Origin of the sequence: Rhodovarius crocodyli, assembly GCF_004005855.1 — a bacterium.
GTDB lineage: Bacteria > Pseudomonadota > Alphaproteobacteria > Acetobacterales > Acetobacteraceae > Rhodovarius > Rhodovarius crocodyli.
This window is the reverse complement of record NZ_SACL01000007.1, coordinates 71,033-97,429: the sequence shown is the minus strand read 5'-3', so window position 1 is coordinate 97,429 and position 26,397 is coordinate 71,033. Positions and strand designations below refer to the sequence as shown.

The window sequence follows — 26,397 nt, the reverse complement described above, 5'->3', positions numbered from 1 at the left end:
AACTCGCGCCCCGCGCCGCGCCCGGCCATGCTGCGCCTCAGTCATTTGAGGTGATTTCGGCATGGCTTGGCGTATCGGCGTGGATATCGGCGGCACCTTCGCGGATTTCACCGCGCTCGACACCGACACGGGCGATCTGCGCACGCTGAAGGTGCTGACCACCCCCAACGCCCCGGGCGACGACGTGGCCGAGGGGCTGCGCCGCCTGACGGCCGAAGGGCTGGTGCCCGCCGCGGTGGAGCGCTTCGTGCACGGCACCACGGTGGGCGTGAACACCATCATCCAGCGCAGGGGCGCGCCGCTGGCGCTGTTCACCACCCAGGGCTTCACGGACATGCTGGAGCTGGCACGCCTGCGCATGCCCGACACCTACAGCCTGTTCTGCGAGCGCCCGGAGCCGCTGGTGCCGCGCGAGCACGTGTTCGGCATCGCCGAGCGCATGGATGCCGAGGGCAACACCGTCCTGGCCCCTGAGCGCGACAGCGTGGCCGCCGCCGTCTCCGCCGCCCAGGCCGCGGGCGCCCGGGGCATCGTCGTCTCCTTCCTGCACGCCTGGCGCAATGATGCGCATGAGCGCGCGGTGGTCGCGATGATCAACGAGATCGCGCCCGACCTGTTCACCTTCCATGGCGCCGAGGTCTGGCCCGCCATCCGCGAGTATGAGCGCACGACGACCGCCGTGCTGAACGCCTATGTGCACCCGCGCATCGATGCCTATCTGGAGCGGGTGGAGAACCAGCTGCGCGCGGCCGCCATCGCGGCGCCGCTGCTGCTGACCACCTCGGCCGGCGGCACCATGACGGCGCAGCGCGGCCGGCGGGACTGCGTGGGCATGCTGCTGTCGGGCACGGCCTCGGGCGTCGTCGGTGCCGGCGTGGTGGCGAAGGCCGCCGGCGTGGGTGCCGTGCTGACGCTGGATGTCGGCGGCACCAGCGCCGATGTGGCCCTGCTGATCGACGGGCGCCCCGCCTTCGGCACGGGGCACAATATCGGCGACTTCCCGCTCTCCATCCCGAGCGTCGCGGTCGTCTCCAGCGGCCAGGGCGGCGGGTCCATCGCGCGGATCGACGCGCAGGGCGTGCTGCAGGTGGGGCCCGAGAGCGCCGGCTCCACCCCCGGCCCGGCCTGTTTCGGGCGCGGGGGCGAACGCTGCACCGTGACCGACGCCGCGCTGCTCTGCGGCATCCTGGGCCAGGGCGAGCTGGGCTTCGGCGCCATCGCGCCTGACAAGTCCCTGTCGGAAAAGGCGATCGCCCCCATCGCCGCGGCGCTCAAGACCGACGCCGCCGGTGCTGCGGAGGGCGTGCTGCAGGTGGCCATCAGCGGCATGCTGGTCGAGATCGACAAGCTGCTGGCCCGCGCTGGCATGCATGCCAGCGAGCTGACGCTGATGCCCTTCGGCGGCGCCGGCCCCATGCTGGGCGCGCTGCTGGCGGAGACCGCCGGCATCCGCCGCGTGCTGGTGCCGCCCGTGCCCGGCACGCTGTGCGCGCTGGGCGCCCTGGCCGCGGACCTGCGGCGCGACACCATGCGCACCGTGCTGATGCCGCTGGAACCCGCCTTCTGGCCCACCATCCAGTCCGGCCTGGCGGAGCTTGCCGCCGAGGCCGGGGCGGCGCTCGCCGAGATGGGCGGCGCGGGTGAGGCCGAGACGACGCTGGCCGCCGATCTGCGCTATCGCGGCCAGTCCTTCGAGCTGACCGTGCCCGCCGGCGACAGCATCGCGGCGCTCGCCGAGAACTTCCACGCGGCGCATGAGGAAGCCTTCGGCCACAGCGAGCCCGGCGCCCCCGTCGAGGTGGTCAGCCTGCGAGCCGTCGCCCGCCGCGCGGCGCCTCCCCTGCCCTTCCTGTCCAACCCGGGCGGCGAGCATGAGGAAACCCCGGAAAAGCTGGTGCCGCTGACCATGGGTGGCGCCACGCGCCAGGCGGGGCTGTATCGCCGCGCAGCACTGAACCCCGGCGGGCGTTTCACCGGCCCCGCCATCGTCACCCAATCCGACTGCACCGTGCTGGTGCCCCCTGGCTGGAGCGCGGAAACCGACGCGCTCGGCAACCTCGTGATGGAGAACGTCTGATGCGCACCGATCCCGTCACCCTTCAGGTGCTGCGCAACCATTGTCGCGCCGCCGCCGAGAGCATGGCCACCACGCTCTACCGCACCGCGCATTCCACCTTCGTGAAGGAAACCGAGGACTTCACGATCCAGCTGCTGGACCGCCACGGCAAGACCTGCGCCGTGCCGCTGGACCTGGGCGCCACCTGGTATCCCGGCGTGGATTATGAGGACGCGATCAAGCTGGTGCCCGGTGGCTATGAGCCCGGCGACATCTGCATGACCAGCGACCCGTATTCCGGGTTTCTGTCCACCCATTCGCCCGACACCAACATGTGGAAGCCGGTGTTCCATGAGGGCGAGATCATCGCCTTCGCCGGCGGGCATATCCACAATGTGGACGTGGGCGGCGCGGTGCCCGCCAGCCTCTCCCGCACCCTGACCGAGGTGCATCAGGAAGGGCTGCGCATCCCGCCCAGCAAGCTGTATCGCGCGGGCGTGCTGGACGAGACGCTGCTGCGGACAATCACCGCCAATGTGCGCGTGCCCGAGCAGAACTGGGGCGACCTGAAGGCGCTGGTCGCCGCCGTGAACACCGGTGAGAGGCGTATCCTGGAACTCGCCCGCCGCTTCGGCGTCGAGACGCTGAAGGACGGGCTGGCCGATCTGCTGGATTACGGCGAGGCCCAGGCCCGTGCCGTGCTGGCCAGCCTGCCCGACGGTACCTATCACTTCGCCGACTATTGCGACGAGGACGGCGTGGGCGGCGACCCGCTGCGGCTGAAGCTCGCCCTGCGCATCCAGGGCGACAGCGCGGAGCTGGACTTCACCGGCACCGACCCGCAGACCCTGTGCTCGATGAATGTGCCCACCGGCGGGCATCCGCATCATTCGCTGGTGCTGGTGGGCGTGTACTACGTGCTGTCGGCGCTGAGCCCCAAGATAACGCTGAACTTCGGGACCGTCCGCGCCTTCACCTGCATCCTGCCCGAGGGCAGCGTGGTGAACCCGGCGCACCCGGCCGCTGTGGGCATGCGCAGCCTGACCTGCGCGCGGCTGCGCAGCCTGGTCTTCGGCGCCTTTGCCCAGGCAGCGCCCGAGCGCCTGCCGGCCGCCCCCGCCGGTTCCTCCTCCATCATCAACCTGGCGGCCGAGAACCGCCGCACCGGCCGCCGCGTGATTTCCGCCATCGCCCCCATCGTGGGCGGCGGCGGCGGCATGCCGCATCGTGACGGCACCGACGGGTCCGGCGCCGATGCGGCCTATCTGAAGAACAGCCCGATCGAGATCACCGAGGCCGAGGCCGCCATCCGCATCCTGCGCTATGGCCTGATGCCGGATACGGGCGGCCCGGGCGCGCATCGCGGGGGCCTGGCCACCGTGCTGGAATTCACCACCGACGCCCCGGATGCCACCGTGACGGCCCGCAACCGCGACCGCTCCATCTTCCAGCCCTGGGGCATCCTGGGCGGCCGGCCGGGTGCTGCCAGCAGCTTCACCCTGAACCCGGGTGCCGCGAACGAGCACGATCTGCGCAACACCGATATCCTGAACCCCGCCCCGGGCGATGTGGTGCGCATCGTCTCGCCGGGCGGCGGCGGGCGCGGTGACCCGATGACCCGCAAGCCCGAGGCCGTGCTGCGCGACTGGCAGGCCGGCCGCGTGACCACCGAGGCCGCCGCGCGCGACTATGGCGTGGTGATCGCGGATGGCGCCGTGGACACGGCCGCCACCGAGGCCCTGCGCGCGCAGCAGCCCGCCCGCGAGGGCTTCGACGGCGGCCCCAACCGTGCCGCCCACGAAGCCCGCTGGGACGCGAGCGCCTATGCCGCGATGGGCGAGGCGATGGCCGAAGTGCCCAGCGCCTGGCGCGGGCGGCTGAAGCGGCATCTGTTCGCCAAGGTGCGCGCCAGTCAGGACCCGGCAGCGGATGTGATCAGGCGAGAGAAGAATTTCGGGCGGGGGTAGGAACAGGGGCTTTGCCCCCGAACCCCCAGCAAGGGGCGCTGCCCCTTGCATCCCCGCCAGGACCGTAGCGGCCCTGGACCCCGGGGCACTTGCGGTTGATTTTTATAATTAAAACGGCGCCTCTGCGAAGCTCCGGCGCCAAGCTGATATCAGGTCCAGGAGATATGATCTCCTGGCGGGGTGGTCAGGGGCGGAGCCCCTGACTGGGGGTCTCGGGGCAACGCCCCCCGGGCCTTACTCCGCCTACCGATTGCTGAACCGCGCATTCCCCAACCCGGTCCCGATCGTCATCACCCCCCAGCGTTCCACATCCTGCATGTTCGGAATTTCGCTCAATCCCTGCAGCACCGCGTCGTTGTGCATCAGCACCGTGGTCGCGTGCCCGCCGATCTTCGGCAGAATGTCCGTCAGCGCCTGCGGCAGGTTGAAGCGCGCGCTTTCCCAGTTCCCGGGCAGGTTCTGGCCGCCGCGGTCGATGCGGCCGTCCGCCTCGATGATGCCCGGGCAGCCGATGCCGATGAAGGGCGCCAGCGCCCGCTTCTCGGCCTTGGCCTGGGCGGCCAGGCTTTCCAGCATCGCGCCGATGCGGGCCACGGCCTGTTCGCGGCTGGGCTCATCCTCCCGGTGGCGCCAGATCTCGATGCCCGCGACCTTGGTGCGCGACTGGTCCTTCTTCTTGCCCAGCTCCACCAGCCCCGCGCGGATGTTGGTGCCGCCGATATCGACGGCCAGCAGGCTGTCATGGCCGCTGAAGATCCAGCTGGGCGCCAGGTGCACGGCGCCGATCAGCGCGGCCTGGTCGGGTTCATGGGTGATGGGGCGCAACTCCACCCCCAGCGCCTCTGCCTTCAGCAGCAGGGAGGCGCGGGCGATGGCGATCTGCCCCGCGCGGCTGCCGCTCATGCCGCCGCCGACCACGATACGCTGGGTATCCTTCCAGCCCTTCAGCTTCAGGAAGCGTCGGGTGACGCCGGCCAGCTCCTGCGCGAATTCCTCGATCACGCCATGGACGAAGGCCACGGCCTCCGGGCGCTCATCGGTCAGCAGCTTGTCCAGCTTGCGCTTGGAGATATCGGCGGTCTCGGCCTCACCGAACGGGTCGTCGCCGTCCAGCTTGTCGCGCCACTGGTCCAGGATGGACCAGAAGGCGCGGCGGCTCGCGCGGTCACCCAGGAAGCCGTCCTTGTCGCGCAGCTCGGCGTTATAGGCATCCACGGTGACGCTGGTGAGGGTGGCGGCACCGTGGCTGGCGATGGGAGAAGCGAGAACGGGGTCCGACATGGGCTGGCTTCCAAGGTCTGGTCAGACCCGTAACGCGCCAGCCCCGGAACGGTTATCAGGCGGCGAAGAAGCGGTTCGCCGGCCGGCCGAGGCCCAGATTGTCGCGCAGGGTGGTGCCCTCATACTCCTTGCGGAACAGGCCGCGCTTCTGCAGCTCCGGCACCACCAGCCTGATGAAGCGCTCAAGCCCCGTCGGCACCACCGGGGCCGCGATCATGAAGCCGTCGCAGGCCTTGGTGGTGTACCATTCCTCCATGGTGTCAGCGATCTGCTTCGCGTCGCCCTTGAACATGTTGCCGCCCATCTGCGGCAGGATGCGGCGATAGGTCTGCCGCACCGTCAGCCCTTCCTCATAGGCCATGTTCAGGATGGCCTTGCCGATGCCGGTGTGGCCCACATGCTCCTCGTCGAATTTCGGCATGGGCTCATCCAGCGCATAGCCCTGCATTTTCCGGCCCAGCATCTTCGACAGATAGTCGACGCCCACGGCCGGTGAGACGAGGTCCTCAAGCTGCTGGAACAGCGCCTCGGCTTCCTCGGCCGTCTCACCCACGAAGATGGTGACACCCGACAGGATGCGCATGTCATCGGCGGTGCGCCCGAATTTCGGCAGCCGGCCCTTGATGTCGGCATACAGGCGCTGGGCCGCGGGCATGCTGCCCTCGATCGCGAAGACGCAATCGGCATGCTGGGCGGACAGGTCCTTGCCCGTCTCGGACTGGCCGGCCGAGAAGATCAGCGGGTGGCCCTGCGGCGGGCGCGGCGCGTTCAGCGGGCCGCGCACCTGGAAATGCGTGCCCTTATGCGCCAGCACATGCACTTTCTCCGGCACCAGGAACTGGCCGGCTTCCTTGTCCTGCGGGAAGGCGCCGTCGTCCCAACTGTCCCACAGCCCCTTCACCACATCGGCGAATTCGGCCGCACGTTCGTAGCGGTTGCCGCGCTCCATATGCTCCGTGTGGGAGAAGTTGAGCGCGTCGTCGGGGTTGGAGGTGGTGACCAGGTTCCACCCCGCGCGCCCGCCGCTGAGATGATCCAGCGAGGCGAAGCGCCGCGCCACATGGAAGGGCTCGTCATAGGTGGTGGTGGCGGTGGCCACGAGGCCGATATGGCTCGTCACCATCGATAGCGCCGAGAGCAGCGTCACCGGCTCGAACACGCCGGGCCGGTCGGACGGGCTGGTGGCCGCGAACAGGGCGGGCTTGTCGAGCTGGCGCACGCCGTTGCCGTCCGCCAGGAAGATCAGGTCGAACTTCCCGGCCTCCGCGATCTGCGCCAGGCGCTTGGCGTTCTCGATATTGGCCGCCGGGTTGTTCCAGGCGGTCGGGTGGCGCCACTCGCCGACATGGCTGCCGGAGGCGTTGGCGTTGGCGGCGAGGACCATGGGCATGGGGTCAGCCTCGTTTCACGTTCCAGAACACAGGGAAGCCGGTGACCATGCCGGTCAGGTTCCGGCGATAGGCCACGGGCGCGAAGAACTGGCCGAGCGGCACATAGGGCACGTCCTTGTAGGACTGTTCCTGGATCGCGGCGGCGATGCGCTGCTGCGTCGCCAGATCCGGCGCGCTCAGCCAGGATTGGCGCAGCGCCTCCAGCTCAGGCAGGTCGGGCCAGCCGGTCCAGGCATTGGCGCCGGTGCCCTGAAGGGACTGGTGCACGGCCGGGTTAATGCAGGAAAGCCCCGACCAGATGCCGAAATAGACGCTCCAGCCGCCCTGCTCCACCGGCTCCTTCTTCACGGCGCGCGCACTGACGGTGCCCCAATCCGCGATCTGGTAGTCCACGTTGAAGCCGAGCCGCGTGAGCATGTCGGCCGCGACGTCGCTGGCTGCCTTCACCGAGGCACGGTCGGCCGGGCCCATCACGACGATGCGCTCACCCTTGTACCCGGCATCGATGATCTGCTGCTTGATGCGCGCGATGTCGGGCTCATTCACCTGCGCGCCCGTGCCCACCTCGGACGCATAGGGCGTGCCGGGCGGGAAGAAGCCCACGCCGGTGCGGAAATGGCTGGGGTCCGTGCCCGCCATGGCGTGCATGAATTCCAGCTGGCTGGTGCCGGCCAGCACCAGGCGGCGGATTTCGGGGTTGTTGAACGGCGCGTGCAGGAAGTTGAAGCGCATGATCGGCAGGCCGCCGGAGGGATCGTTGACCTCCACCTTCACCTCGCGCCGGCGCGACAGCAGCGGCAGGTAGTCCGGCGTGGGGGTTTCCCACCAATCGACCTCACCATTCTGCAGCGCGCCCGCGGCGGTGGCCGCATCGGGGATGATCACCCACTCGACGCGCTCGAAATGCGCGACCTTGGGGCCGGCGGTCCAGCCCAGCTCTCCGCCCTCACGCGGGCGGTAGGCGTCGTTCTTCGCAAAGACGATGCGCGCGCCGGTCACGCTCTGCTCGCGCATGAACTTGTAGGGGCCGCTGCCCACGACCTCCGTCACCTGGGTGTGGCCCGGGGTGTTGGACAGACGCTCCGGCATCACGACCATGGCCTGGGCGGTGGATTTCGCGAGGCCGAAGGTCAGCAGCGGGAAAGGCCGCTTCATGCGGAAGACGATGGTGCGGTCGTCGGTCGCGGTCAGCTCGTCGGTCGCGGCCATCAGCAGGCGGCCGAAGCTGTCGCGCCCGCCCCAGCGGCGGATGCTCGCCACGCAGTCCCGCGCCAGCACCGGGGTGCCGTCATGGAACATCAGCCCGGCGCGCAGCTTGATGGTCCAGAGCGTCTGGTCGTTCTCGACCGTATAGCCCTCGGCCATCTGCGGCTGCGGCAGCAGGTTCTTATCCAGGCCGAACAGCGTGTCGTAGACGAGATACGCGTAGTTCCGCGTCACCTGCGTCGAGCTGAAGATCGGATCGTAGCTGGTGATATCCGTCTGCGGAATGAACCGCACCACCCGATCCGACTGCGCCGCCACCAGGGCGGGCGCGCCCATCGTCATGGCGCCCGCCGTAGCCAGCGCGCCTCTGCGTCCAATCATCCTGATGCCCCCGAAAGCCTGGATGTCACGCCGCGATTGTCGCGTTTCCTGGAGGCCAGCCTAGGGGATCGGGGGAAGGCGTCAATGGATTTTCGAAATTTTACCGCCAGTCCTTCACCGACAGGGTGAAGTAGTGCCGGTCGCCGCGGTAATAGGACAGCGCGCAGAACACCGGCCTTTCGCCGGCATAGTAGACGCGCTCGCCCTCCAGCACCGGCACGCCGACATCCACGCCAAGCTCCTGCGCGAACATGGGGTCCGACAGGCGGGCCGCGATCACCTGGTCCACCCGGTCGATGCCCGCGCCATGGCGGTCGTTCAGCACGGAGGCCAGGCTCATCTGGCTCATCTCCGCCTCGCTCTCCAGCAGGCGCTGGCCCACGGCCATGGGCAGGTAGCTGTAGATGAAGACGAGCGGCGCGCCCTCGACCAGGCCCAGGCGCTCCAGCACCACAACGCGCTCATCGCGCGGCAGCCCCAGCAGGGCGGCCACCCGGGCGGGCGGGCGCTCGATGCCCCGGCGCAGCACGCGGGTCTCGGTGCCGTCGCGGTCGCGGATCACGGCTTCCAGCGGGCGGCTGGGCTCCTGGCGGGTCCGGGGCTCCTGGGGGCCGATGTAGAAGCTGCCGCGCCCCTGGTCGCGGCGGATCAGCCCTTCCTGCTCGAACAGCGCAAGGGCCTGCTGCACCGTGGCGCGGCTGACCTGGAACTGCTCGCACAGCTCCTTCTCCGACGGCAGGCGGTCTCCGCGCAGCATCTCACGCTCCCACCGCGCCTGCAGCAGGGCCTTGATGGTGACGTATTTTGGAACTTGCGGTTTCACACGCCCTCACTAAAGTTGTCTGGTATACCGGACAAGCAGTCATCACTGCTCCGGTTATGGCAGATTCCGCCTCTCACCGGGAGAGGCGAGTCACATCAGGAAAGAGACGCCGATGCAGCAGATCTCTCGCCGCGCGGTCCTGGCCGGCACCGTGCTGGCCGCCCCGGCCCTTGCCCAGGAATCCTGGCCCAGCCGCCCCATCCGCTGCATCGTGCCCCTGCCGCCGGGCGGGGGCACCGATGCCGTGGCGCGGCTCGCGATGCGCCGGCTTTCCGAGGCGCTGGGCCAGCCCGTGGTCATCGAGAACCGCCCCGGCGCCGGCGGCACGGTGGGCAGCGAGGCGGTGGCCCGCGCCGCCCCGGACGGCTACACACTGGGCCTGGCCACCACCAGTAGCCACCCGGTGGCGCCGGTGCTGCGGCGGGACGTGCCCTACAACCCCGTCAGCTCCTTCAGCGCCATCACCCTGCTGGGCAACACGCCCTATGTGCTGGTCGGCGGCAGCGCCGCGGGCGCCGATGACCTGAACGGCTTCCTGGCCCGGGTGCGCGCCAATCCGGGGCAGATCAACTTCGCCTCGGTCGGCGTCTCCACCCTCGGCTACCTGCTGACGCGCCAGCTTGAACTGCTGACCGGCACGCAGATGGGCCATGTGCCCTATCGCGGTTCGTCGCAGGTCTATCCGGACCTGATGAACGGCACGGTGGCCGTGCTGCTGGACAACCCGCCCGGCTCCTCCGCGCTGGTGGCGGACGGCAAGCTGAAGGCCTTCGCCCTCACCCGCCCCTCCGCGCTGATGCCGAATGTGCCGACCTTCGAGAGCCTGGGCGTGCGCGGCTTCGATGCCGCCTTCTGGTACGGGCTGGTGGCCCCCGCCGGCCTGCCCGAGGCGATCGCGACCCGCATCCAGCAGGCGCTGGCGGGCGCCTTCCTGTCCGGGCCGGGCCTGGCGGAAATGCGGGCCATGGACGTGATCCCGGCCATGATCACCCCCGCCGCCTTCGCGCGCACCATCGCCGAGGACGCCGAGCGCTGGAGCGCCCTGGCCCGCCAGCTCAACATCCAGCCCGAGTAAGGGAGAAACCATCATGGACGGCATCAGCCCCGCCTATCGCGTCAACGAACTGACGCCCGACCCGAATGTCGCCTTCGACCCCAAGGTGGTGAAGGACTACATCACCTATGCCCACCGCCTGGCCGCGCGCGGGCTGGTGAACAGCAGCGTGGGCGGCATGGTCATCCGCGCCGCGCACCCGGATTACGAGCAGGGCATCTGCTACGCCAAGCCCCAGGGCGTGAGCCTGGAGGAGGTGGAGGCCGAGGACCTGGTCATCACCGACATCCCCTACGGCCGCATCCTGGCGGGTGAGCGCGCGACCACCGTGGGCCACCAGATGAACCGCGAGATCATGCGGCTGCGCCCCGACGTGAACTGCGTGATCCACCTGCACCACGACGAGACCATCGCCTTCCTGGCGGCCGGCTTCGAGGAGATCCGCAGCTTCAGCCTGACCTACGGCTACCTGATGCAGAAGCCCGCGCACTACCTGCCGGCCAGCATCAACGTCGAGGAGGATGTGGCCCCGATCAAGACCTTCATCGCCGACACGAACTGCATCATCATGCGCCGCCACGGCTTCACCGTGCTCGGCCGCAGCGTGTCAGAGGCCTATCACCGCACCTGCGTGCTGGTGAGCGAGGTGAAGCGCAACATCATCGTCGAACAGCTGTGCGCCGCCACCGGCCGCACGCCCGAATACATCACCGACGAGCAGCTGGCGCACATGTATGCCCATGGCGATGCGGTGATGTACCCGAAGCTGGTGCGCAAGGACCGGTAAAGGGCTACACTCCTCGTCGGAATTTCGAATTTCTGGCGAGGACCCGCTTGGCCGATCACGACACCGCCTCCTCCACCATCGGCTCCCAGGTCTATGCCCGGCTGCGGGAGGATGTGATCTCGGGCGCGCTGCCGCCCGGGTCAAAGCTGCATCTGGACAGCCTGCGGGCGCGCTACGGCGTGGGCATGACCCCGCTGCGGGAGGCATTGTACCGCCTCACCTCCACCCTGCTGATCGAGGCCCATGACCAGCGGGGCTTCCGCGTCGCCGATATCGGCCTCTCTCACTTCGAGCAGGTGATCAGCGCGCGTGAGCGCCTGGAATGCCTGCTGCTGGAGGATGCGATCCGCGACGGCGACGCCGCCTGGCTGGCCCGCACCGAGGCCGCGCACGACACGCTCGCGGCCCTGCCCATGTATCTGGATGCCGAATGCCGGGAGCTGAACCTCGACTGGCGCCATGCGCATTTGCGCTTTCACTACGAGCTCGCCTCGGGCGGGCGGCACTTCATCCAGAACCTGTTCCACCAGATGCTGTGGGACCACTCCACACGCTATCGCAACCTGCTGCACCCCGCTCCGCTGCCCGAGGAAGTGCTGCGCGCCGACCACGCCCGGCTGATGGAAACCGTGCGCGAACGCGATGCGGAGATGGCGGTACTGGTGATGCGCCGGCACGTGCGCCACGGGTCGGCGGCGATCCTGGCGGCGCTGAAGGCTGGGGGCGTCGCCCCCAGGCCCCTGACCAAGGGCGCCGCCCTTGGAACCCGCGAAGGGTCGTAACGACCCTTCGAACCCATGGGTTATCTGAAAGTTTGAGGAAGGGGCTGCGAGGGCGTGCGGAGCAGAAGCACGCTTCGTGCCCCTTCCTCAAACTTTCAGCCCCCGGTTTCCAAAGGCCCTTCGGCCTTTGGCGGGGTGCCGAGGGGCAGAGCCCCTCGGTGGGGGTCCGGGGGCAAGGCCCCCGGCTTCACCCCGCCCGCAGGCCCAGCCGCTGGATCAGCGCCGTCTCATGCTGCACCATTTCCCGCAGCAGCGCGGTGTAGTCCTCGCTGTTCCGGTATTCGGAGATCATGTCGTAGCGCTTCAGCAGGTCCTGGAACTGCTGGTCCCGCGTGGCGGCTGCGAAGGCGCCGTGCAGGGTGCGGGCGATGGCCGGGTCCAGCCCTGCCGGCGCCATGATGCCGAAGGGCGTGGTCACGGTCATGCCATAGCCCAGCTCCTTCAGGGTGGGCGCATCCGGCCAGCGTGTCAGGCGCTCGGGCGTCCAGACGTTCAGGAACTCCGCCTGGCCGCCATCGACCAGCCCGCCCAGGCTGGTGGAACCCGCCATCAGGTCGATATGCCCGCCCAGCATCGCCTGGGAGCCGTCGGAATCGCCGCGGAAGGGCACATGGGTGCACTCAACGCCCTCTCTCTGCAGCAGCTCGGCCATGGTGACGTGGGGCGTGCCGTTGGCGCCGGTGCTGCCATAGGACAGCTTGCCGGGGTTGGCCTTGGCCTCCGCGATGAAGCCGCGCCAGCCGTCGCGGAAGCGCCCCTTGTTGGCCGCGACCACGAAGGGATAGCCGGTGATGCAGGCGATCGGCGTGAAGTCGCGCAGCGTGTCATAGGCCAGCCGCTGCAGGATCTGCACCCGGATGGCCGAGGCCGGGAACTGCGTCAGCAGATAGCCGTCGGGCCGGGCGCGGGCCACCTGCGCCGCCCCCAGCGTGTTGGCCGCCCCCGGCTTGTTGTCGATCATGATCGGGTGCGGCAGCTGCTTGGAGGCAGCCTCCGCCAGCGCCCGCATGGAGATGTCGGTGGTGCCGCCCGGCGGGAAGGGCACGATCAGCGTGATCGGCTTGTTGGGGAATGCCCCCTGGGCCTGGCCCAGTCCGGGGGCCACCATCGGGGCGGCAACGGTAGCGGCGAGCAGGCCACGTCGGCCCAGCGCGGTGCCGGTCATCTGCGATATCCTTGGACGTGTATGGTTGCCGCCAGTTTAGCGTTTGCGCAGCCCACGCCAAGGGCGTTTCAGACCGGCTCGCACACGCGCCCGCCGCCCAGATGCGCATCCATCAGCGCCCGCGCCTCGGCCAGGCGCCCCTCGGCCAGCGCCTCCACGATCCCGGCATGGTCGGCGACGGCGCAATGCGGGTCGCCCATCTGCCCCTTGATGAGGAAGGAGAGCGAGGTGACGGCGACCAGCCGCTCCAGGAAGCCCAGCAGGAAGGGGTTTCCCGCCAGCCCGCCCAGCACCAGGTGGAAATCCGTCAGCAGCTGCACGAAGCGCAGCCGGTTGCCGGTGGCCAGCGCGTCCTCCTGCCGGGCGATATGCGCGCGCAGAGTCGCGATGCCGGCATGGTCGCAGCGGCGGGCCACCTGTTCCAGCACGCCGGCCTCGATGGTGCGCCGCGCCTCATAGGCACGCGCCAGGTCCGCCTCCGAGGGGAACGCCACGGAGGCACCGCGATGCCGCTCCAGCGTGACCAGCCCCAGATGGGCCAGGCTGCGCAGGGCCTCCCGCACCCGGGTGCGGCCCGCGCCGAAGTCACGCGCCAGCCCTTCCTCGGTCAGCTTGTCGCCGGGGCGGTATCGGCCGCGCCCGATGGCCTCGGCGATGGCGGCGGACAGCTCCTCCTCCAGCGTGCCGGCGGAAACGATGCCGGCGCGGGGCTGGGTGGGGCGCGGGCGCGGTGCCACGGGCGCGGGCAGCTCGCGCGCCAGCACGCGCCGGATGGTGGGGATGGACAGTTCCGTCGCGTGCTCCGCGAGCAGGGCGGCGCGGATGCCGGAAAGACTGAGCCCCCGGGCGCGCAGGCCACGGATCGCCTCGGCCTCCGCCGCGCCGGCCTTGCGGGTGGGGGATGTGCGGGGCGCGCGGTCCCGATCGGCCAGCGCCCCTGCCCCGCCCTCCCGATAGCGGTTCCACCACTTGCGCAGCGTGGCGGGTGAAATGCCGAAGCGGGCGCAGACGGCGGCCGCGTCCTGCCCCTGCTCATAGGCGGCGATCCAGGCCAGCCGGGCCTTGGGCGTGCTGCTCATGCGCATATCGAAGCGAGGGGATGCGACGGCGTCAATCGCGCGGGCTTGCCTAGGCCCGGCAGCCGGGCCCACCATCGGCCCATGCCCTCCACCCTGCCGCGCCGCTGAACTGATGCGCGCCCTGCTTCTCGCAGCGGGCTGGGCCTTCGTGGCGCTGGGCTTCATCGGGGCCTTCCTGCCGCTGCTGCCCACCACCCCTTTCCTGATCCTGGCCACGGCCTGCTTCGCCCGCTCCTCGCCGCGCTTCGAGGCTTGGCTGCTGCGGCATCCGCGTTTCGGGCCGGCGCTGCGGCGCTGGCGGGAAAGGGGCGCGATCTCGCGCCGGGCCAAGCTGATGGCACTGGCGGGCAATGCGCTGGGCTTCGCGCTGTTCATGATGGGCGGCCATCACGGGCTGTGGCTGGTGCTGGCGGTGCTGGGGCTGCAGCTCGGCGGGCTGGCCTATGTATTCACCCGTCCCTCCGGTTGAGGCTGGCCATGGCGAAACCTCCCCATCCCGAACTTCAGACCGCCCGGCTGCGGCTGCGCCGCTTTCGCCCCGAGGATGCGGAGGGCCTGCACCAGTGCCTGGCAGACCCCGGCACGATGCGGTTCTGGAACACCCCGCCCCACACGCGGCCGCTGGAAACCGAACGGGCCGTGCTGCGGATGATGGACTGCACGCCCGCCTATTACCGGTTCTGGGCGGTGGCCGATGCGCAGGACGACCGCTGCATCGGGCTTGCCTCCTATCACGACGGGCATATACGCAGCCGCCGTGCCGATCTGGGCTACATGATCCACCCGGCGCACCAGCGCCGGGGGTTGGGCACGGAGGCCGTCGGCGCCCTGGTCGGTTTCTGCTTCACGGAGCTGCGCCTGCACCGGCTGCAGCTGCTGATCCATCCGGAGAACACGGCGTCCCTCGCCTTGGCCGCGCGGCTGGGCTTCCGGCGGGAGGGGCTGCTGCGCGGGCACCTGCGCGTGGGGGAGGTCTGGCACGACCAATGCCTGCTGGCACGGCTGAACGACGATACCATGTCTTGACACAAACACTCCTTATGTCTAGACATGACAACAGATCGATTTAGCGTTTTACCAAGGCACAGGGCCGCTCAAATGGCCAATCCGTGTGCATGAAATTCGCCCGATGACTGTCCAGACGGGCGATTTCTCTGGCATGGGTTTTGCAATGCCCCGGGCTCCCTCCCTCGAAGGAAGCAGCCCATGCGCCTCTCCCGTCGCCATCTGCTGGCCGGTTCCGCGTCTGTCATCGCCGCTCCCGCTCATCTGCGCGCGCAATCCGGCCCCTGGCCCAACCGGCCCGTGCGCATCATCAACCCCTATGGTCCCGGCGGCACCTCGGACATCATGGTCCGCCCCCTGGCCGAGAAGCTGGAGCGCGCCTTCGGCCGCCCCTTCATCATCGAGAACAAGCCCGGCGCCGGCGGCAGCGTCGGCACCGCCTCCGTCGCGTCGGAACGCCCGGACGGCCACACCCTGCTGGTGACCAACACCGGCCCGCTGGCCGTGGCCCCCACCCTGTTCCGCAACCTGGCCTATGACCCGCGCCGTTCCTTCAGCTACATCGCCATGCTGGGCGGTGCGCCCATCCTGTGCGCCGTGAAGGGCGACAGCCCGCACCGGACGCTGGCCGACTACCTCGCCGCCGCAAAGCGGGAGGCCGACAGCATCACCTTCGGCTCCTCCGGCATCGGCAGCGCGGGGCACCTCACGGGCTCCCTTTTCGGCATCGAGGCCGGCGCCAGCCTGCTGCACATCCCCTTCCGCTCCGCGGCCGAGGCCCAGCAATCCATCCTGGGCGGCAACACCATCTCGCTCTGGGACAGTGCCTCCCCGCAGGTGGAGGCCGTGAAGGCGGGGCTGCTGCGCGGCCTGGCCATCACCTCGGCCCAGCGCGTGGCCGCCCTGCCGGATGTGCCCACCGTGGCCGAGGCCGGCTTCCGCGCCGTCACCTCCACCAACTGGTTCCTGCTGGCCGCCCCCGCCGGGCTGGACGCGCAGGTGGTGGAGAAACTGCGCCAGGTGGTGGGCGAGAACAACGCCGAGGCCGCGACCCGCACGCGCCTCAACAACGCCGCCATCGTGGACCTCGGCGCGCCCCCGCCCGCCGAGATCCAGTCCTTCGTCGCGAGCGAGGGCGAGCGCTGGGGCCGCGTGGTGCGCACGGCCGGGGTGCAGCCCGGATGACGTCACTGCCCGGCGGCATGCCCGCCGCCTCTCGTGACCTGCTGGGCCACGGCCCCAACCCGCCCAATCCTCACTGGCCGGGCGGGGCCAGGCTCGCCCTTTCCTTCGTGGTGAATGTGGAGGAAGGGGCGGAACTGTCGCTGCTCAGCGGCGATGACCGCAACGAGTCCCTGCCCGAGGCCGCGCAACGCATCGAGGGCGCGCCCGATCCCGGCATGGAATCGCATTTCGACTACGGTGCGCGCGTCGGGCTGTGGCGCATCCTCGATGCCTTCGACCGTTACGGTCTGAAGGCCACCTTTTCCTGCTGCGGGCGCGCCATCGCGGCGACGCCCGTGCTGGCGGCGGCTCCGCATGAGCGCGGGCACGAGGTCAGCGCCCATGGATGGCGCTGGGAAGTGCAGGCCGGCATGCAGGAGAACACCGAGCGCGCCGTCATCGCGGCCACGGTGGACGCCATCCGGAAGGCGACCGGCGAGCGGCCGGTGGGCTGGCACAGCAAATCCGCCGCCTCGCTCAACACCCGCCGCCTGCTGATCGAGGAAGGCGGCTTCCTGTATGACAGCGACGCCTATGACGACGAGATCCCGCGCTTCGCGCCGGGCAGCCGGCACGTCATCCTGCCCTATTGCTTCGACACCAACGACATGCGCTTCGCCCCGGGCGGCGGCTTCGTGCAGGCGGAGGATTTCTCGCGCTATTGCATCGGTGCCATCGACTGGCTGCTGGGGCAGCCGGGGCCCGGGCGGATGCTGTCGATCGGGCTGCATCTGCGGCTGATCGCCCGGCCCGGGCGCATGGCGGGGCTGGAGGCGATCCTGCGCTATGTCGCAGGGCGGCCGGATATCTGGGTGGCGCGGCGACGGGATATCGCGCGGCATTGGCGGGGGTGCCGGGGCTAGAGCCCCTGGTCCGGGGCCCCGGGGGCAACGCCCCTGGGCCTTGCCCTCCCAACGCGCACACCCGCCTTCCCTCTGGGCATTGCCGGTCCACCCGCATGGTTTACGGGCGCCAGCGCGCTTGTCCGTACCTCCCGCTCGCCGTTCACTCCTGTCCGACATTGTCCGGGGAGAACAGCCATGGGTTTCCGTCGTCTGCGTGCCGCCATTCTCGCGGCTGCCCTGGGTGTGGTGGCGACGCCCGCCCTGGCCCAGCAGCAGCGCCCCATGGTGTGGGGCGACAGCCTGCCCGCGACCCTCGACCCCCACGCGATCTTCGACGTGCCGAGCCAGTTCGTGCTGCTCAACGCCTACGACGGGCTGTACCGCTATCAGGGCAACCCGCCCGACCTGCGGCCCTGGCTGGCCGAGAGCCACACCACCAGCGCCGACGGCCTGAGCTGGGAATTCACCCTGCGCGCGGGCATCAAGTTCCAGGACGGCAGCGAGATGACGGCGGAGGACGTCGTCTATTCCTTCCGCCGCCTGCTTTCGATGAACCGCGCGCCGGCGGCCGCCTTCTCACCGGTATTGCGCCCCGAGAACGTGACGGCGACCGGCCCGCGCACGGTGCGCTTCGTGCTTTCCAGCCCCTATGCGCCGTTCCTGTCCGCCATCCCGCTGGTGGCCATCGTGAACCCGCGCGTGCTGGCCCAGCACACGGTCAACAATGATTGGGGCGCGGCCTGGCTTGCCTCGAACTCCGCGGGCTCGGGCGCCTACCGCATCGATCCCGCGACCTATCAGGCCCGCGTGTCGATGGACATGACGCGCTTCGCCGACCACTTCCTCGGCTGGGGCCACAACCAGCGCCCGATCGAGCAGGTGCGCTCTCGCCCGGTGATGGAAACGTCGACCCGCGTGCTGGCCCTGCTGCGCGGTGAGATCGACGCGACCGACAGCTACCTGCCGACCGACCAGGTGGAACGGGTGGAGCGCAACAACCGCACCCGGGTCGCGCGCGACGAAAGCATGCGCGTGTTCATCATCCGCATGAACAACCGCAAGCCGCCCTTCGACAACCGCGACGCGCGGCTGTGCTTCGCCCATGCCTTCAACTACGAGGGCTTCAACAACACCATCCTGCGGGGCCTGGTGGTGCGCAACGGCAGCCCCAACCCCAACAATCTGTGGGGCAACCCGCCGGACCTGCAGCCCTACACCTATGACCTGGCGCTCGCCCGGCAGCATTGCGACCGCGCCCGCGCGGCCGGCGCGCCGCTCGACCGGGAGATCGAGGTGCATGTCCAGAACGAGCTGGAGCAGACCGTCCAGGCCGCCCAGATGTATCAGGCCGATCTGCGGCGCGTGGGCGTGAACCTGCGCATCGTCCCCAACACCTGGGCCGGCATCACCGGCGCCACGGGCCGGGCGGAATCCACCCCCGACATGTGGGTCCACTGGGTCTCCACCTATTTCGTCGATCCCGAGAACTGGATCGGCCAGATGTATGACAGCCAGTTCCACGGCACCTGGAAGGCCAGTTCCTGGTACTCCAACGCCGAGGTGGACACGCTGCTGCGCCGCGCCCGCGCGAGCCTCGATCAGGCGGAACGCCAGACCCTGTACCAGCAGGCCACGCGCCTCGTGGTGGCCGACAGCCCCGACATCTGGGTCTACAACACGCTGAACCTGCGCGGGCTGTCGCGCCGGGTGCAGGGCTATCAGTTCTCCCCCGTCGGTTCGGGCGGCGAGATGCGGCTGATGTCGCTGGCGAACTGATGGCCGCCAACTGATGCTTTCCTATGTGGTGCGCCGGCTGTTGCTGGCGCTGCCCGCCCTGCTGGGGCTGGTGTTCCTGACCTTCGTGCTGTCGCGCGTCATCCCCGGTGATCCGGCGGCGACGCTGGCCGGCGACGCCGCGACCCCGGCCCAGCTGGCGGAGATCCGCGCGCAATACGGCCTGGATCGGCCCATCCTGGAACAGGCGGTCATCCATATCCGCCAGGTGCTGACGGGCGATTTCGGGCGCAGCGTGTTTTCGGGCCGCCCGGTCGCCGAGGAAATCGGCCAGCGCCTGCCCGCCACGCTGGAACTGACCTTCGCGGCCCTGTTCCTGTCGACCATCCTGGGCATCCCGCTCGGGCTGTTGGCGGCCGTCAACCATAACGGCCCGGTCGATCATCTGGTGCGGCTGCTGTCGGTGGGCGGGCTCGCCATGGCCAGCTTCTGGCTGGCGATCATGCTGCAACTCGTCTTTTCCATGGACCTCGACATCCTGCCCCTGCGCGGGCGGGTGGATGTGGAGATCGGGATGCCGCCCTGGCGCACCGGCCTCGTGCTGATCGACAGCCTGTTGGCCGGGCGGCTCGACATGTTCTGGGATGGGCTGCTGCATCTGGTGCTGCCGGCGGTCACGCTGTGCCTGCCGGGGCTTGCCACCATCGCACGCTTCACGCGCTCGGGCGTGCTCGAGACGCTGCAGAAGGATTTCGTGCTGTACGCGCGCGCCGCCGGCTATGGCCGGGTGCGGCTCAACGCCATCTACGTGCTGCGCAACGCGGTGAACATGGTCGTCACCCAGATCGGTCTGCTGTTCGGCGCGCTGATCTCGGGCGCCGTCGCGGTCGAGGCGATCTTTGACTGGCCGGGCCTCGGCACCTATGCGGTGCAGGCGATCCTGTCTGCCGACTACAAGGCGCTGCTGGCCGTCACGCTGGTTGTCGGCGTGGTCTATGCGGTGGTGAATGTGCTGGTGGATGTCGCCCAGGCGCTGATCGACCCCCGCGTGGCGGAGGATGCCCGATGACCGCCCTGCGCCACATCTTCCGCGACCCCGTCGCCGCGCTTGGCCTGTTGATCGTGCTGGCGGCGGTGGTGATCGCGATCTTCGCGCCCTGGCTTGCGCCCTACCCCGACGATGCCTTTGAAAGCCACCTGCTGCAGCGGCTGCGCCCGCCCTCGGCGGAGTTTCCCTTCGGCACCGACAATCTCGGGCGCGACATCCTCTCGCGCGTGATCCTCGGCACCCGCAGCGCCATCACCGTCGCGCTGTCGGTGGTGCTGGCGGCCATGGCGATCGGGGTGCCGATCGGGCTCGCGGCCGGCTGGCGCGAGGGCTGGCTGTCGGAAGTGCTCATGCGCGTGACCGACGTGTTCCTCGCCGTGCCGCAGCTGATCCTCGCACTCGCGCTCGGCCAGCTGATCGCGCCGGGCATCGGGGCGGCGATGGTCGCGCTGTCATTGACCTATTGGCCGTTCTTCGCGCGCACGGTCTTCGCCGAAACCCGCCGCCTGCGCGGGGCGCTGTTCGTGGACGCGCTGGCCGGCATCGGCGCCGGCCCCGCGCGCATCCTGTTCCTGCATGTGCTGCCCAATGCCGCCCCTGCCATCCTGGTGCGGGCCACCATCGGCATGGGCTTCACGATCCTGACCGCCGCCATACTGGGCTTTCTGGGCGTGGGGGCCGCCCCGCCTTCGCCCGATTGGGGGCTGGCGGTCTCCGAGGCGCGGCAGCACCTGCCGGAAGCCTGGTGGTTCCCGACCTTTCCAGGCCTGGCCATCCTGCTGCTGGTGCTGGGCTTCAACCTGCTGGGTGATGGCTTGCGCGACGCCGCCGACCCGCGCCTGCGGCGGTCCCGCCGATGAGCGGCCCGATGCTTCAGGTCGAGGGGCTGGACGTTCAGATCCGCTCTGAACGCGGCACGGCGCAGATCCTGCAGGATGTGTCCTTCGCCATCCCGCGCGGCGGCACGATGGGGATCGTGGGCGAAAGCGGCTGCGGCAAGTCGACACTGCTGCGCAGCATCCTCGGCATCATGCCGAAGGGTGCCGAAACCCCGCGCGGGGCCATCCTGTTCGACGGGCAGGACATCTTGACCGACCGCGCCGCCTCGGCCCGCGGGCGCATCGGCTTCGTCCCGCAGGACCCGTATCTGTCGCTGAACCCGGTGTTCCGCGCCGGCGACCAGATACTGGAGATCATGCGCCGCCACGCCCCCGGCAGCCGGGCCGACCACAAGCGCAAGATCGTGGAATTGTTCCGCGCCGTGCAGTTGCCCGACCCCGAGGGGGCGCTGCGCAAATACCCGCACCAATTCTCGGGCGGGCAGCGCCAGCGCCTGCTGATCGCGGCCGCCCTGGCCTGCGACCCGGCCTTGGTGGTGGCCGATGAGCCGACCACCGCGCTCGACGTCACCACCCAGCGTGAGATCCTGGCGCTGCTGCGCCGCCTGGTGGCCGAACGCGGGCTGTCGCTGCTGTTCGTGACGCACGACTTCGGCGTGCTGGCTTCGGTGTGCGAGAGCGTGACGGTGCTCTATGCCGGGCGCGTGGCCGAAACCGGCCCGACGCGCCAGGTGCTGGACGACCCGCGGCACCCCTACACGCGGATGCTGCTGGCCTGCCACCCCGACCGTTCGGCCGACCTCTCTGGTATTCCGGGAACCGTCCCCGCCGCCACCGCCCAGCCGCCGGGCTGCCGGTTTCACCCCCGCTGCCCCATCGCGCGGCCTGATTGCGCCACCGCCCCGCCGCCGCTGGTCGCCCTGCCGGGCGGCCGGGCCGTGGCCTGCCCCCATTTCGAGACGCCGCTGCCGGAGAACGCCCTTGCCTGAGATCATCGGTGCAGAGGCGCTGTCGGTCGAACTCGGCGCCAAGCGCGGCCTGCTGAAGAACCGCCCCGGCGTGACGGCGGTGGATGGCGTGTCGATCTCGGTGAATGAGGGTGAGACCTTCGGCATCGTCGGCGAAAGCGGCTGCGGCAAGACCACGCTGGCGCGCACGCTGCTCGGCCTGCAGCGGGAATCCGCCGGGCGCATCACGCTGCAGGGCGCGGATGTGTCCCGATCGGGGCGCGTCGGGCGCGAAGCCGTGCAGTACGTGCATCAGGACCCGGGTGCCGCGCTCGACCCCTGGTGGCGGGTGGGTGCCACGCTGGCCGAGGGGCTCAAGATCCATGGCGTGGCGGACAGCGCGGAACGCCAGGCGCGCATCCGCGACATGCTGGCGGCCGTCGGGCTGGACCCTGCCCTGGCTGAACGCTACCCCCATGAACTGTCGGGCGGGCAGCAGCGCCGGGTGGGGCTTGCCCGCATCCTGCTGCTGCGCCCGCGCGTCGTGATCCTCGACGAGCCCACCGCGGGCCTCGATTTGTCCGTGCAGGCCGCCGTGCTGCGGCTGCTGCGCGACATGCGCGAGAAGTTCGGCCTGACCTACCTGTTCATCAGCCATGACCTGTCCGTCGTGCGCCGCGTGTGCGACCGGGTGGCGGTGATGTATCTGGGCCGCGTGGTCGAGGAAGGCAGCGCCGCTGAGCTGTTCGCCGCCCCGCGCCATCCCTATACCCGCGCGCTGCTGGCGGCCGCCCCCCGGCTGGACGGCGCCGAGACCGGCCCGGCCTTGCCCGGCGACCCGCCGAGCCTGCGCGCCGTGCCCAGCGGCTGCCGCTTTCACCCGCGCTGCGGCCTGGCCACGCCGGAATGCGCCACGCGCGACCCCGTTCCTGAAACCGCCGGCCCCGGCCATTCCGTCGCCTGCCATCGCTGGCGCGACGCCGCCTGAGAGGCATCATGACCCACTGCGATCCCGTCACGCTGGAAATCATCCGGGGCGCCGCGCGCGCCGCGCAGGCGGAGATGGAGGCGCTGCTGGAGCGCACCGCCATGTCCGCCTTCATCCGCGAGAAGAAGGATTTCTACACCGCCCTATTCGATGCCAGCGGCGCCATGGCGGTCGGCAGCGACCTGCCGATCTTCGGCGACATCGTGGCCCCGGTCGCGGCGCAATTCCCGATCGAGACGATGCAGGAAGGAGACCTGTATTGGTACAATGACTGCTACGGCAGCCGGGGCGCTGTCTCCCATTCCAACGACCAGGTCTTTCTCGCACCCGCCTTTCACCAGGGCGTGCGCGTGGGCTTCGTGATGGGTTGGGCGCATTTCTCCGATATCGGCGGCCTGCGCCCCGGCTCGCTCAGCCCCGATGCCACGGACCATTTCCAGGAAGGCATCATCATCCCCCCCGTGCGCCTGATGCGCGGGGGTGAGACGAATGAGGATCTGCTGCGGGCCTTCTGGCGCAACAGCCGCTTCCCCACCCAGTCCCAGGGCGATACCCGCGCGCTGATGGCCGCCGTCAGGCTGGGCGAGAAGCGGTTGGCGGAAATGGCCGGGCGCTTCGGTGCGGACACATTGGCCGATGCGCTGGCGCAGTTGCTGTCCCGCACCGAGCAGACGGTGCGGCAGAAGCTGAAGGAAATCTTCCCCGTCGGCACCACCAGCTTCGCGGACGCGATCGACACCGACGGCCAGGGCAACGGCCCCTTCGCCATCCGCCTGTCGCTGACCCGCACGCCCGATGACCGCTTCATCCTGGATGCCACCGCCACCGACGACCAGGCGGCGGGCCCGGTGAATCTGCTGATGCACCCCGATGTGCCGGGCATGGCGCTGGGGCTGTATGTGCTGCAGGGCACCCAGGGCCAGGTGCTGAACGCGGGCGGCCCCCGCGCGATCGACGAGGTGCGCCTGCGCGAAGGCTCTCTGCTGATGCCGCGCTCCCCGGCGCCGCTCGGCCTGCGGGGCTTGACCATGATGCGCCTGCTCGCGGCCTTTCACGGGCTGGTGGCCGTGGCCCGCAACGGGCAGGCACCTGCCGCCCATTGCGCCTATGTCGTCATCACGCTGCGCGGGACGGCCGGCGGAAAACGCTTCCTGATGAGCGACGGCATCGGCGTGGGCTATGGCGCGCGCCCCTTCGCCGATGGAACCGACGCCGTGTATTTCGTGGCCCAGGAAAACTACCCGGCCGAGTTCATGGAGCTGACCTACCCGGTGCGGCTGCGCGAATACGGGCTGAACACCAATTCCTCCGGCGCGGGGCGCTATCGCGGCGGTTCCGGCGTGGTGCGGGAGTTCGAGGTGCTGGCCGATGAGGCGATGCTGGCCGTGCGCATCGACAGCGTGCAGAACCCGCCCTGGGGCGTTGCCGGCGGCATGAACGGCGGTGCGGGGCGCGCGGTGGTGAACCCGGGCACGCCCGAGGAACGCGTGCTGGCCCCGCTGTCGGACGGCACCATCCTGAAGCGCGGCGACATCTTCCGCATCGAGACCGGCGGCGGGGGCGGCTGGGGCCATCCGTTCGACCGACCCGCCGAGGAGGTCATGCGCGACGTCCAGGGCGGCTTCATCACGCCCGAGGCAGCACTTCGGGACTATGGGGTGGCCATGCTGGACGGCACGCCCGAAACCTCCGCCCGCGCCACCCGCCCCGCCACTGCCTTGTTTCATCGCTGGGAGTACCGCGATGCAGTCGCGTGAATCACGCGCGGGAATTTCCCGTAATCTGCTGGTTGCCGTCGATATCGGCGGCACCTTCACCGACATCACCCTGCAGGATGCGGCGACCGGCCAGGCCTGGACGGCCAAGACCCCCTCCACCCCGCATGACCCGTCAGAGGCGTTCCTCAACGGCGTGACCCTCGCGCTGGAAGCGGCCGGGCGCACGGCGGCGGAGACGGCGCGCGTGCTGCACGGCACGACGGTTGCGACCAACCTGATCCTCGAAGGACGCACCGCGCCCACCGCGCTGCTGACCAATGCAGGCTTCCGCCATGTGCTGGAGATCGGGCGCGCGGATCTGCCGCGCCGCGACAATCTCTGGGCCTGGATCAAGCCGAAGCGCCCCGTGCCGCCCGGCCTGGTGTTCGAGGCCGCGGGCCGCATCGCCGCCGATGGCACGGAGCTGGTGCCGCTCGACGAACAGGCGGTGCGCGATGCCGCGCGCGCGGCCATCGCCGGCGGGGCGCGCGCCATTGCCGTCTGCTTCCTGCACGCCTTCACCAACCCCATCCACGAACGCCGCGCGCTCGCGATCCTGGGTGAGGAAGCGCCGGGCCTCGCCCTGTCGGCCTCGGTCGATGTGTTCCCGGTGGTGCGCGAGTATGAGCGCAGCATGGCCACCGTGCTGAACGCGGCCGTCATGCCGGCGGTCTCGACCTATATCGCGCGGCTGGAGGACCGGCTGGCGGGGGCGGGCATCGCCGCCCCGCTGCTGCTGATGAAATCAAATGGCGGCGTGGCGGGTGCGGCCTCCATCCGCCAGGCGCCGGCGCAGACCGCCCTCTCCGGCCCCGCCGCCGGGGTGGTCGGCGCACGCGCCGTCTGCGCGGCAGCGGGGGTGGAAAACCTGATCACCGTCGATATCGGCGGCACCAGCGCGGATATCTGCCTGATCGCGAAGGGTGAGCTGGGCCTGACCCAGACCGGGCGCGTCGGCCCCTGGCCGCTGTCGCTGCCGATGGTCGATATGGTCACGATCGGTGCGGGCGGTGGTTCCCTCGCGCGCGTCGCCGCCGATGGTGCCTTGACCGTCGGCCCGCAGAGCGCGGGCGCTGCCCCCGGCCCCGCCTGCTACATGCGCGGCGGCACCGAGCCCACCGTGACCGACGCCCATATGGTGCTGGGGCACCTGCCGCCCTCGCTGCTCGGCGGGCGGATGGCGCTTGACCCGGCCTTGGCCGAGGCCGCCGTGGCGCGGGTGGCCGAGCCCCTGGGGCTGACCCTGGAACAGGCGGCGCGCGGGATCCTGGCCATCGCCGACAACAACATGGTGGGCGCGATCCGGGTGGTGTCGGTCGAACGCGGGCATGACCCGCGGGACTTCACCCTGGTGCCCTTCGGCGGGGCGGGGCCGCTGCACGGCTGCGCCCTGGCCGAGCTGCTGGGGGTCACCCGCGTTCTGGTGCCGCCCGCGCCGGGGGTGCTGTGTGCCCAGGGGCTGCTGGCGGCGGACCTGAAGGCCGAGTTCACCCGCAGCGTCGCCGAGCCGCTGAAGGGCGCCGACATGGCGCGCCTGGGCGGCGTGTTCACGGCCCTTGAAGCCGAAGCCGCCGCCTGGTTCGCCGCCGAGGAAGTGGCCGGGCCCGACCGCCGCCTGCGCCGCGTGGCCCTGATGCGCTATGAGGAGCAGGGCCATGAGCTGGCCGTTGCCTGGGACGCGCCCGATCTGGGTGCTGCCTTCGCCGAGGCTCACCGCGCGCTATATGGCTTCGACCTGCCGGCTGTCGCGATCGAGATCGTGACGCTGCGCCTGGAAGCCGTGGGCATCCTGCCCGCCCCGGCCGCAAGCCCGCCGCAGGGTGCCGCCGGCGACAGTGCGGAGGTCGGCCGCCAGCGCATGCTGCTGCCCGAAGGGGCCGTGGAGGCGGTGGTGCTGGACCGGGCAAGGCTGGCCGCCGGTGCCGTTTTCGCCGGCCCCGCCATCGTCACCCAGCTGGATGCGACCACCGTGGTCGCCCCCGGCTGGACCGCGACCATGCATCCCTCGGGGGCGCTGCTGCTGGCTCGCGGTTGACAC

General features: G+C 70.2%; 22 protein-coding genes. 16 read left to right on the top strand and 6 right to left on the bottom strand.

From position 1 onward, the window contains the following. Positions 1-61: 61 nt before the first annotated feature. Complete coding sequence (locus EOD42_RS18510; RefSeq protein WP_127789062.1) at positions 62-2,077, top strand: hydantoinase/oxoprolinase family protein; 2,016 nt, start codon at positions 62-64, stop codon at positions 2,075-2,077. After that, positions 2,077-4,023 carry a hydantoinase B/oxoprolinase family protein gene (locus EOD42_RS18505; RefSeq protein WP_127789061.1) on the top strand — a complete coding sequence of 649 codons (1,947 nt, stop codon included), beginning with the start codon at positions 2,077-2,079 and terminating at the stop codon, positions 4,021-4,023. The genes EOD42_RS18510 and EOD42_RS18505 overlap by 1 nt, the downstream gene beginning before the upstream one ends. 243 nt (positions 4,024-4,266) lie before the next feature. Here the strand turns inward: EOD42_RS18505 and EOD42_RS18500 are convergent, their stop codons facing one another. From EOD42_RS18500 to EOD42_RS18485, 4 genes are all read right to left on the bottom strand, one after another. Continuing rightward, complete coding sequence (locus tag EOD42_RS18500) at positions 4,267-5,304, bottom strand: ROK family protein (protein ID WP_127789060.1); 1,038 nt, start codon at positions 5,302-5,304, stop codon at positions 4,267-4,269. Positions 5,305-5,359: 55 nt separating this feature from the next. Beyond that, positions 5,360-6,694 (bottom strand): LLM class flavin-dependent oxidoreductase, encoded by a 1,335-nt coding sequence (locus EOD42_RS18495; RefSeq protein ID WP_127789059.1) that lies wholly within the window; start codon positions 6,692-6,694, stop codon positions 5,360-5,362. 4 nt (positions 6,695-6,698) lie between these two features. Continuing rightward, positions 6,699-8,282: an ABC transporter substrate-binding protein gene (locus EOD42_RS18490; protein ID WP_127789058.1), complete on the bottom strand. Its 1,584-nt coding sequence runs from the start codon at positions 8,280-8,282 to the stop codon at positions 6,699-6,701. A 100-nt stretch (positions 8,283-8,382) separates the two neighbouring features. Continuing rightward, positions 8,383-9,105, bottom strand: a complete 723-nt coding sequence (locus EOD42_RS18485) for a GntR family transcriptional regulator (RefSeq protein ID WP_127789057.1) — start codon at positions 9,103-9,105, stop codon at positions 8,383-8,385. A 112-nt stretch (positions 9,106-9,217) separates the two neighbouring features. Here EOD42_RS18485 and EOD42_RS18480 point away from each other — a divergent pair, with 112 nt between their 5' ends. The 3 genes from EOD42_RS18480 to EOD42_RS18470 are packed head-to-tail and all read left to right on the top strand — an operon-like array spanning position 9,218 to position 11,728. Beyond that, a complete protein-coding gene (locus tag EOD42_RS18480) occupies positions 9,218-10,180 on the top strand; it encodes a Bug family tripartite tricarboxylate transporter substrate binding protein (protein WP_127789056.1) in 963 nt (320 codons plus the stop codon). Between the two features lie 13 nt (positions 10,181-10,193). After that, on the top strand, positions 10,194-10,946 hold the full coding sequence (locus tag EOD42_RS18475; RefSeq protein ID WP_127789055.1) for a class II aldolase/adducin family protein: 753 nt from the start codon (positions 10,194-10,196) through the stop codon (positions 10,944-10,946). Between the two features lie 47 nt (positions 10,947-10,993). Next, positions 10,994-11,728, top strand: coding sequence for a GntR family transcriptional regulator (locus EOD42_RS18470; RefSeq protein ID WP_127789054.1), 735 nt, complete (start codon positions 10,994-10,996; stop codon positions 11,726-11,728). A gap of 187 nt (positions 11,729-11,915) precedes the next feature. On the opposite strand, the gene EOD42_RS18465 is transcribed toward EOD42_RS18470, so the two are convergent. Beyond that, entirely contained in the window at positions 11,916-12,893 is a 978-nt protein-coding gene (locus tag EOD42_RS18465; protein ID WP_127789053.1) for a Bug family tripartite tricarboxylate transporter substrate binding protein, read from the bottom strand. 68 nt (positions 12,894-12,961) lie between these two features. Continuing rightward, on the bottom strand, positions 12,962-13,972 hold the full coding sequence (locus EOD42_RS18460; RefSeq protein ID WP_164868009.1) for an FCD domain-containing protein: 1,011 nt from the start codon (positions 13,970-13,972) through the stop codon (positions 12,962-12,964). Between the two features lie 112 nt (positions 13,973-14,084). Between EOD42_RS18460 and EOD42_RS18455 the strand changes: the two genes are divergently transcribed. The 11 genes from EOD42_RS18455 to EOD42_RS18405 all read left to right on the top strand — a co-directional run bounded on the left by EOD42_RS18455 (position 14,085) and on the right by EOD42_RS18405 (position 26,394). Continuing rightward, positions 14,085-14,441 carry a YbaN family protein gene (locus EOD42_RS18455; RefSeq protein WP_127789051.1) on the top strand — a complete coding sequence of 119 codons (357 nt, stop codon included), beginning with the start codon at positions 14,085-14,087 and terminating at the stop codon, positions 14,439-14,441. An 8-nt stretch (positions 14,442-14,449) separates the two neighbouring features. Then, a complete protein-coding gene (locus EOD42_RS18450) occupies positions 14,450-14,998 on the top strand; it encodes a GNAT family N-acetyltransferase (protein ID WP_127789050.1) in 549 nt (182 codons plus the stop codon). A gap of 180 nt (positions 14,999-15,178) precedes the next feature. Continuing rightward, complete coding sequence (locus tag EOD42_RS18445) at positions 15,179-16,162, top strand: Bug family tripartite tricarboxylate transporter substrate binding protein (protein WP_127789049.1); 984 nt, start codon at positions 15,179-15,181, stop codon at positions 16,160-16,162. Continuing rightward, positions 16,159-17,064 carry a polysaccharide deacetylase family protein gene (locus EOD42_RS18440; protein WP_127789048.1) on the top strand — a complete coding sequence of 302 codons (906 nt, stop codon included), beginning with the start codon at positions 16,159-16,161 and terminating at the stop codon, positions 17,062-17,064. The genes EOD42_RS18445 and EOD42_RS18440 overlap by 4 nt, the downstream gene beginning before the upstream one ends. A 177-nt stretch (positions 17,065-17,241) precedes the next feature. Then, positions 17,242-18,822, top strand: a complete 1,581-nt coding sequence (locus EOD42_RS18435) for an ABC transporter substrate-binding protein (RefSeq protein ID WP_127789047.1) — start codon at positions 17,242-17,244, stop codon at positions 18,820-18,822. A gap of 13 nt (positions 18,823-18,835) precedes the next feature. After that, entirely contained in the window at positions 18,836-19,849 is a 1,014-nt protein-coding gene (locus tag EOD42_RS18430; protein WP_127789046.1) for an ABC transporter permease, read from the top strand. After that, positions 19,846-20,688 carry an ABC transporter permease gene (locus EOD42_RS18425; protein WP_127789045.1) on the top strand — a complete coding sequence of 281 codons (843 nt, stop codon included), beginning with the start codon at positions 19,846-19,848 and terminating at the stop codon, positions 20,686-20,688. The genes EOD42_RS18430 and EOD42_RS18425 overlap by 4 nt, the downstream gene beginning before the upstream one ends. Further along, the gene (locus EOD42_RS18420) at positions 20,685-21,656 is read left to right on the top strand and encodes an ABC transporter ATP-binding protein (RefSeq protein WP_127789044.1); all 972 of its coding nucleotides are present in this window, start codon (positions 20,685-20,687) and stop codon (positions 21,654-21,656) included. The genes EOD42_RS18425 and EOD42_RS18420 overlap by 4 nt, the downstream gene beginning before the upstream one ends. Then, positions 21,649-22,602, top strand: coding sequence for an ABC transporter ATP-binding protein (locus EOD42_RS18415; RefSeq protein ID WP_127789043.1), 954 nt, complete (start codon positions 21,649-21,651; stop codon positions 22,600-22,602). The genes EOD42_RS18420 and EOD42_RS18415 overlap by 8 nt, the downstream gene beginning before the upstream one ends. A gap of 8 nt (positions 22,603-22,610) precedes the next feature. Beyond that, on the top strand, positions 22,611-24,359 hold the full coding sequence (locus EOD42_RS18410) for a hydantoinase B/oxoprolinase family protein (protein WP_127789042.1): 1,749 nt from the start codon (positions 22,611-22,613) through the stop codon (positions 24,357-24,359). Next, on the top strand, positions 24,346-26,394 hold the full coding sequence (locus EOD42_RS18405; protein ID WP_127789041.1) for a hydantoinase/oxoprolinase family protein: 2,049 nt from the start codon (positions 24,346-24,348) through the stop codon (positions 26,392-26,394). Before EOD42_RS18410 ends, EOD42_RS18405 begins: the two co-directional genes overlap by 14 nt. Positions 26,395-26,397: the final 3 nt, after the last annotated feature.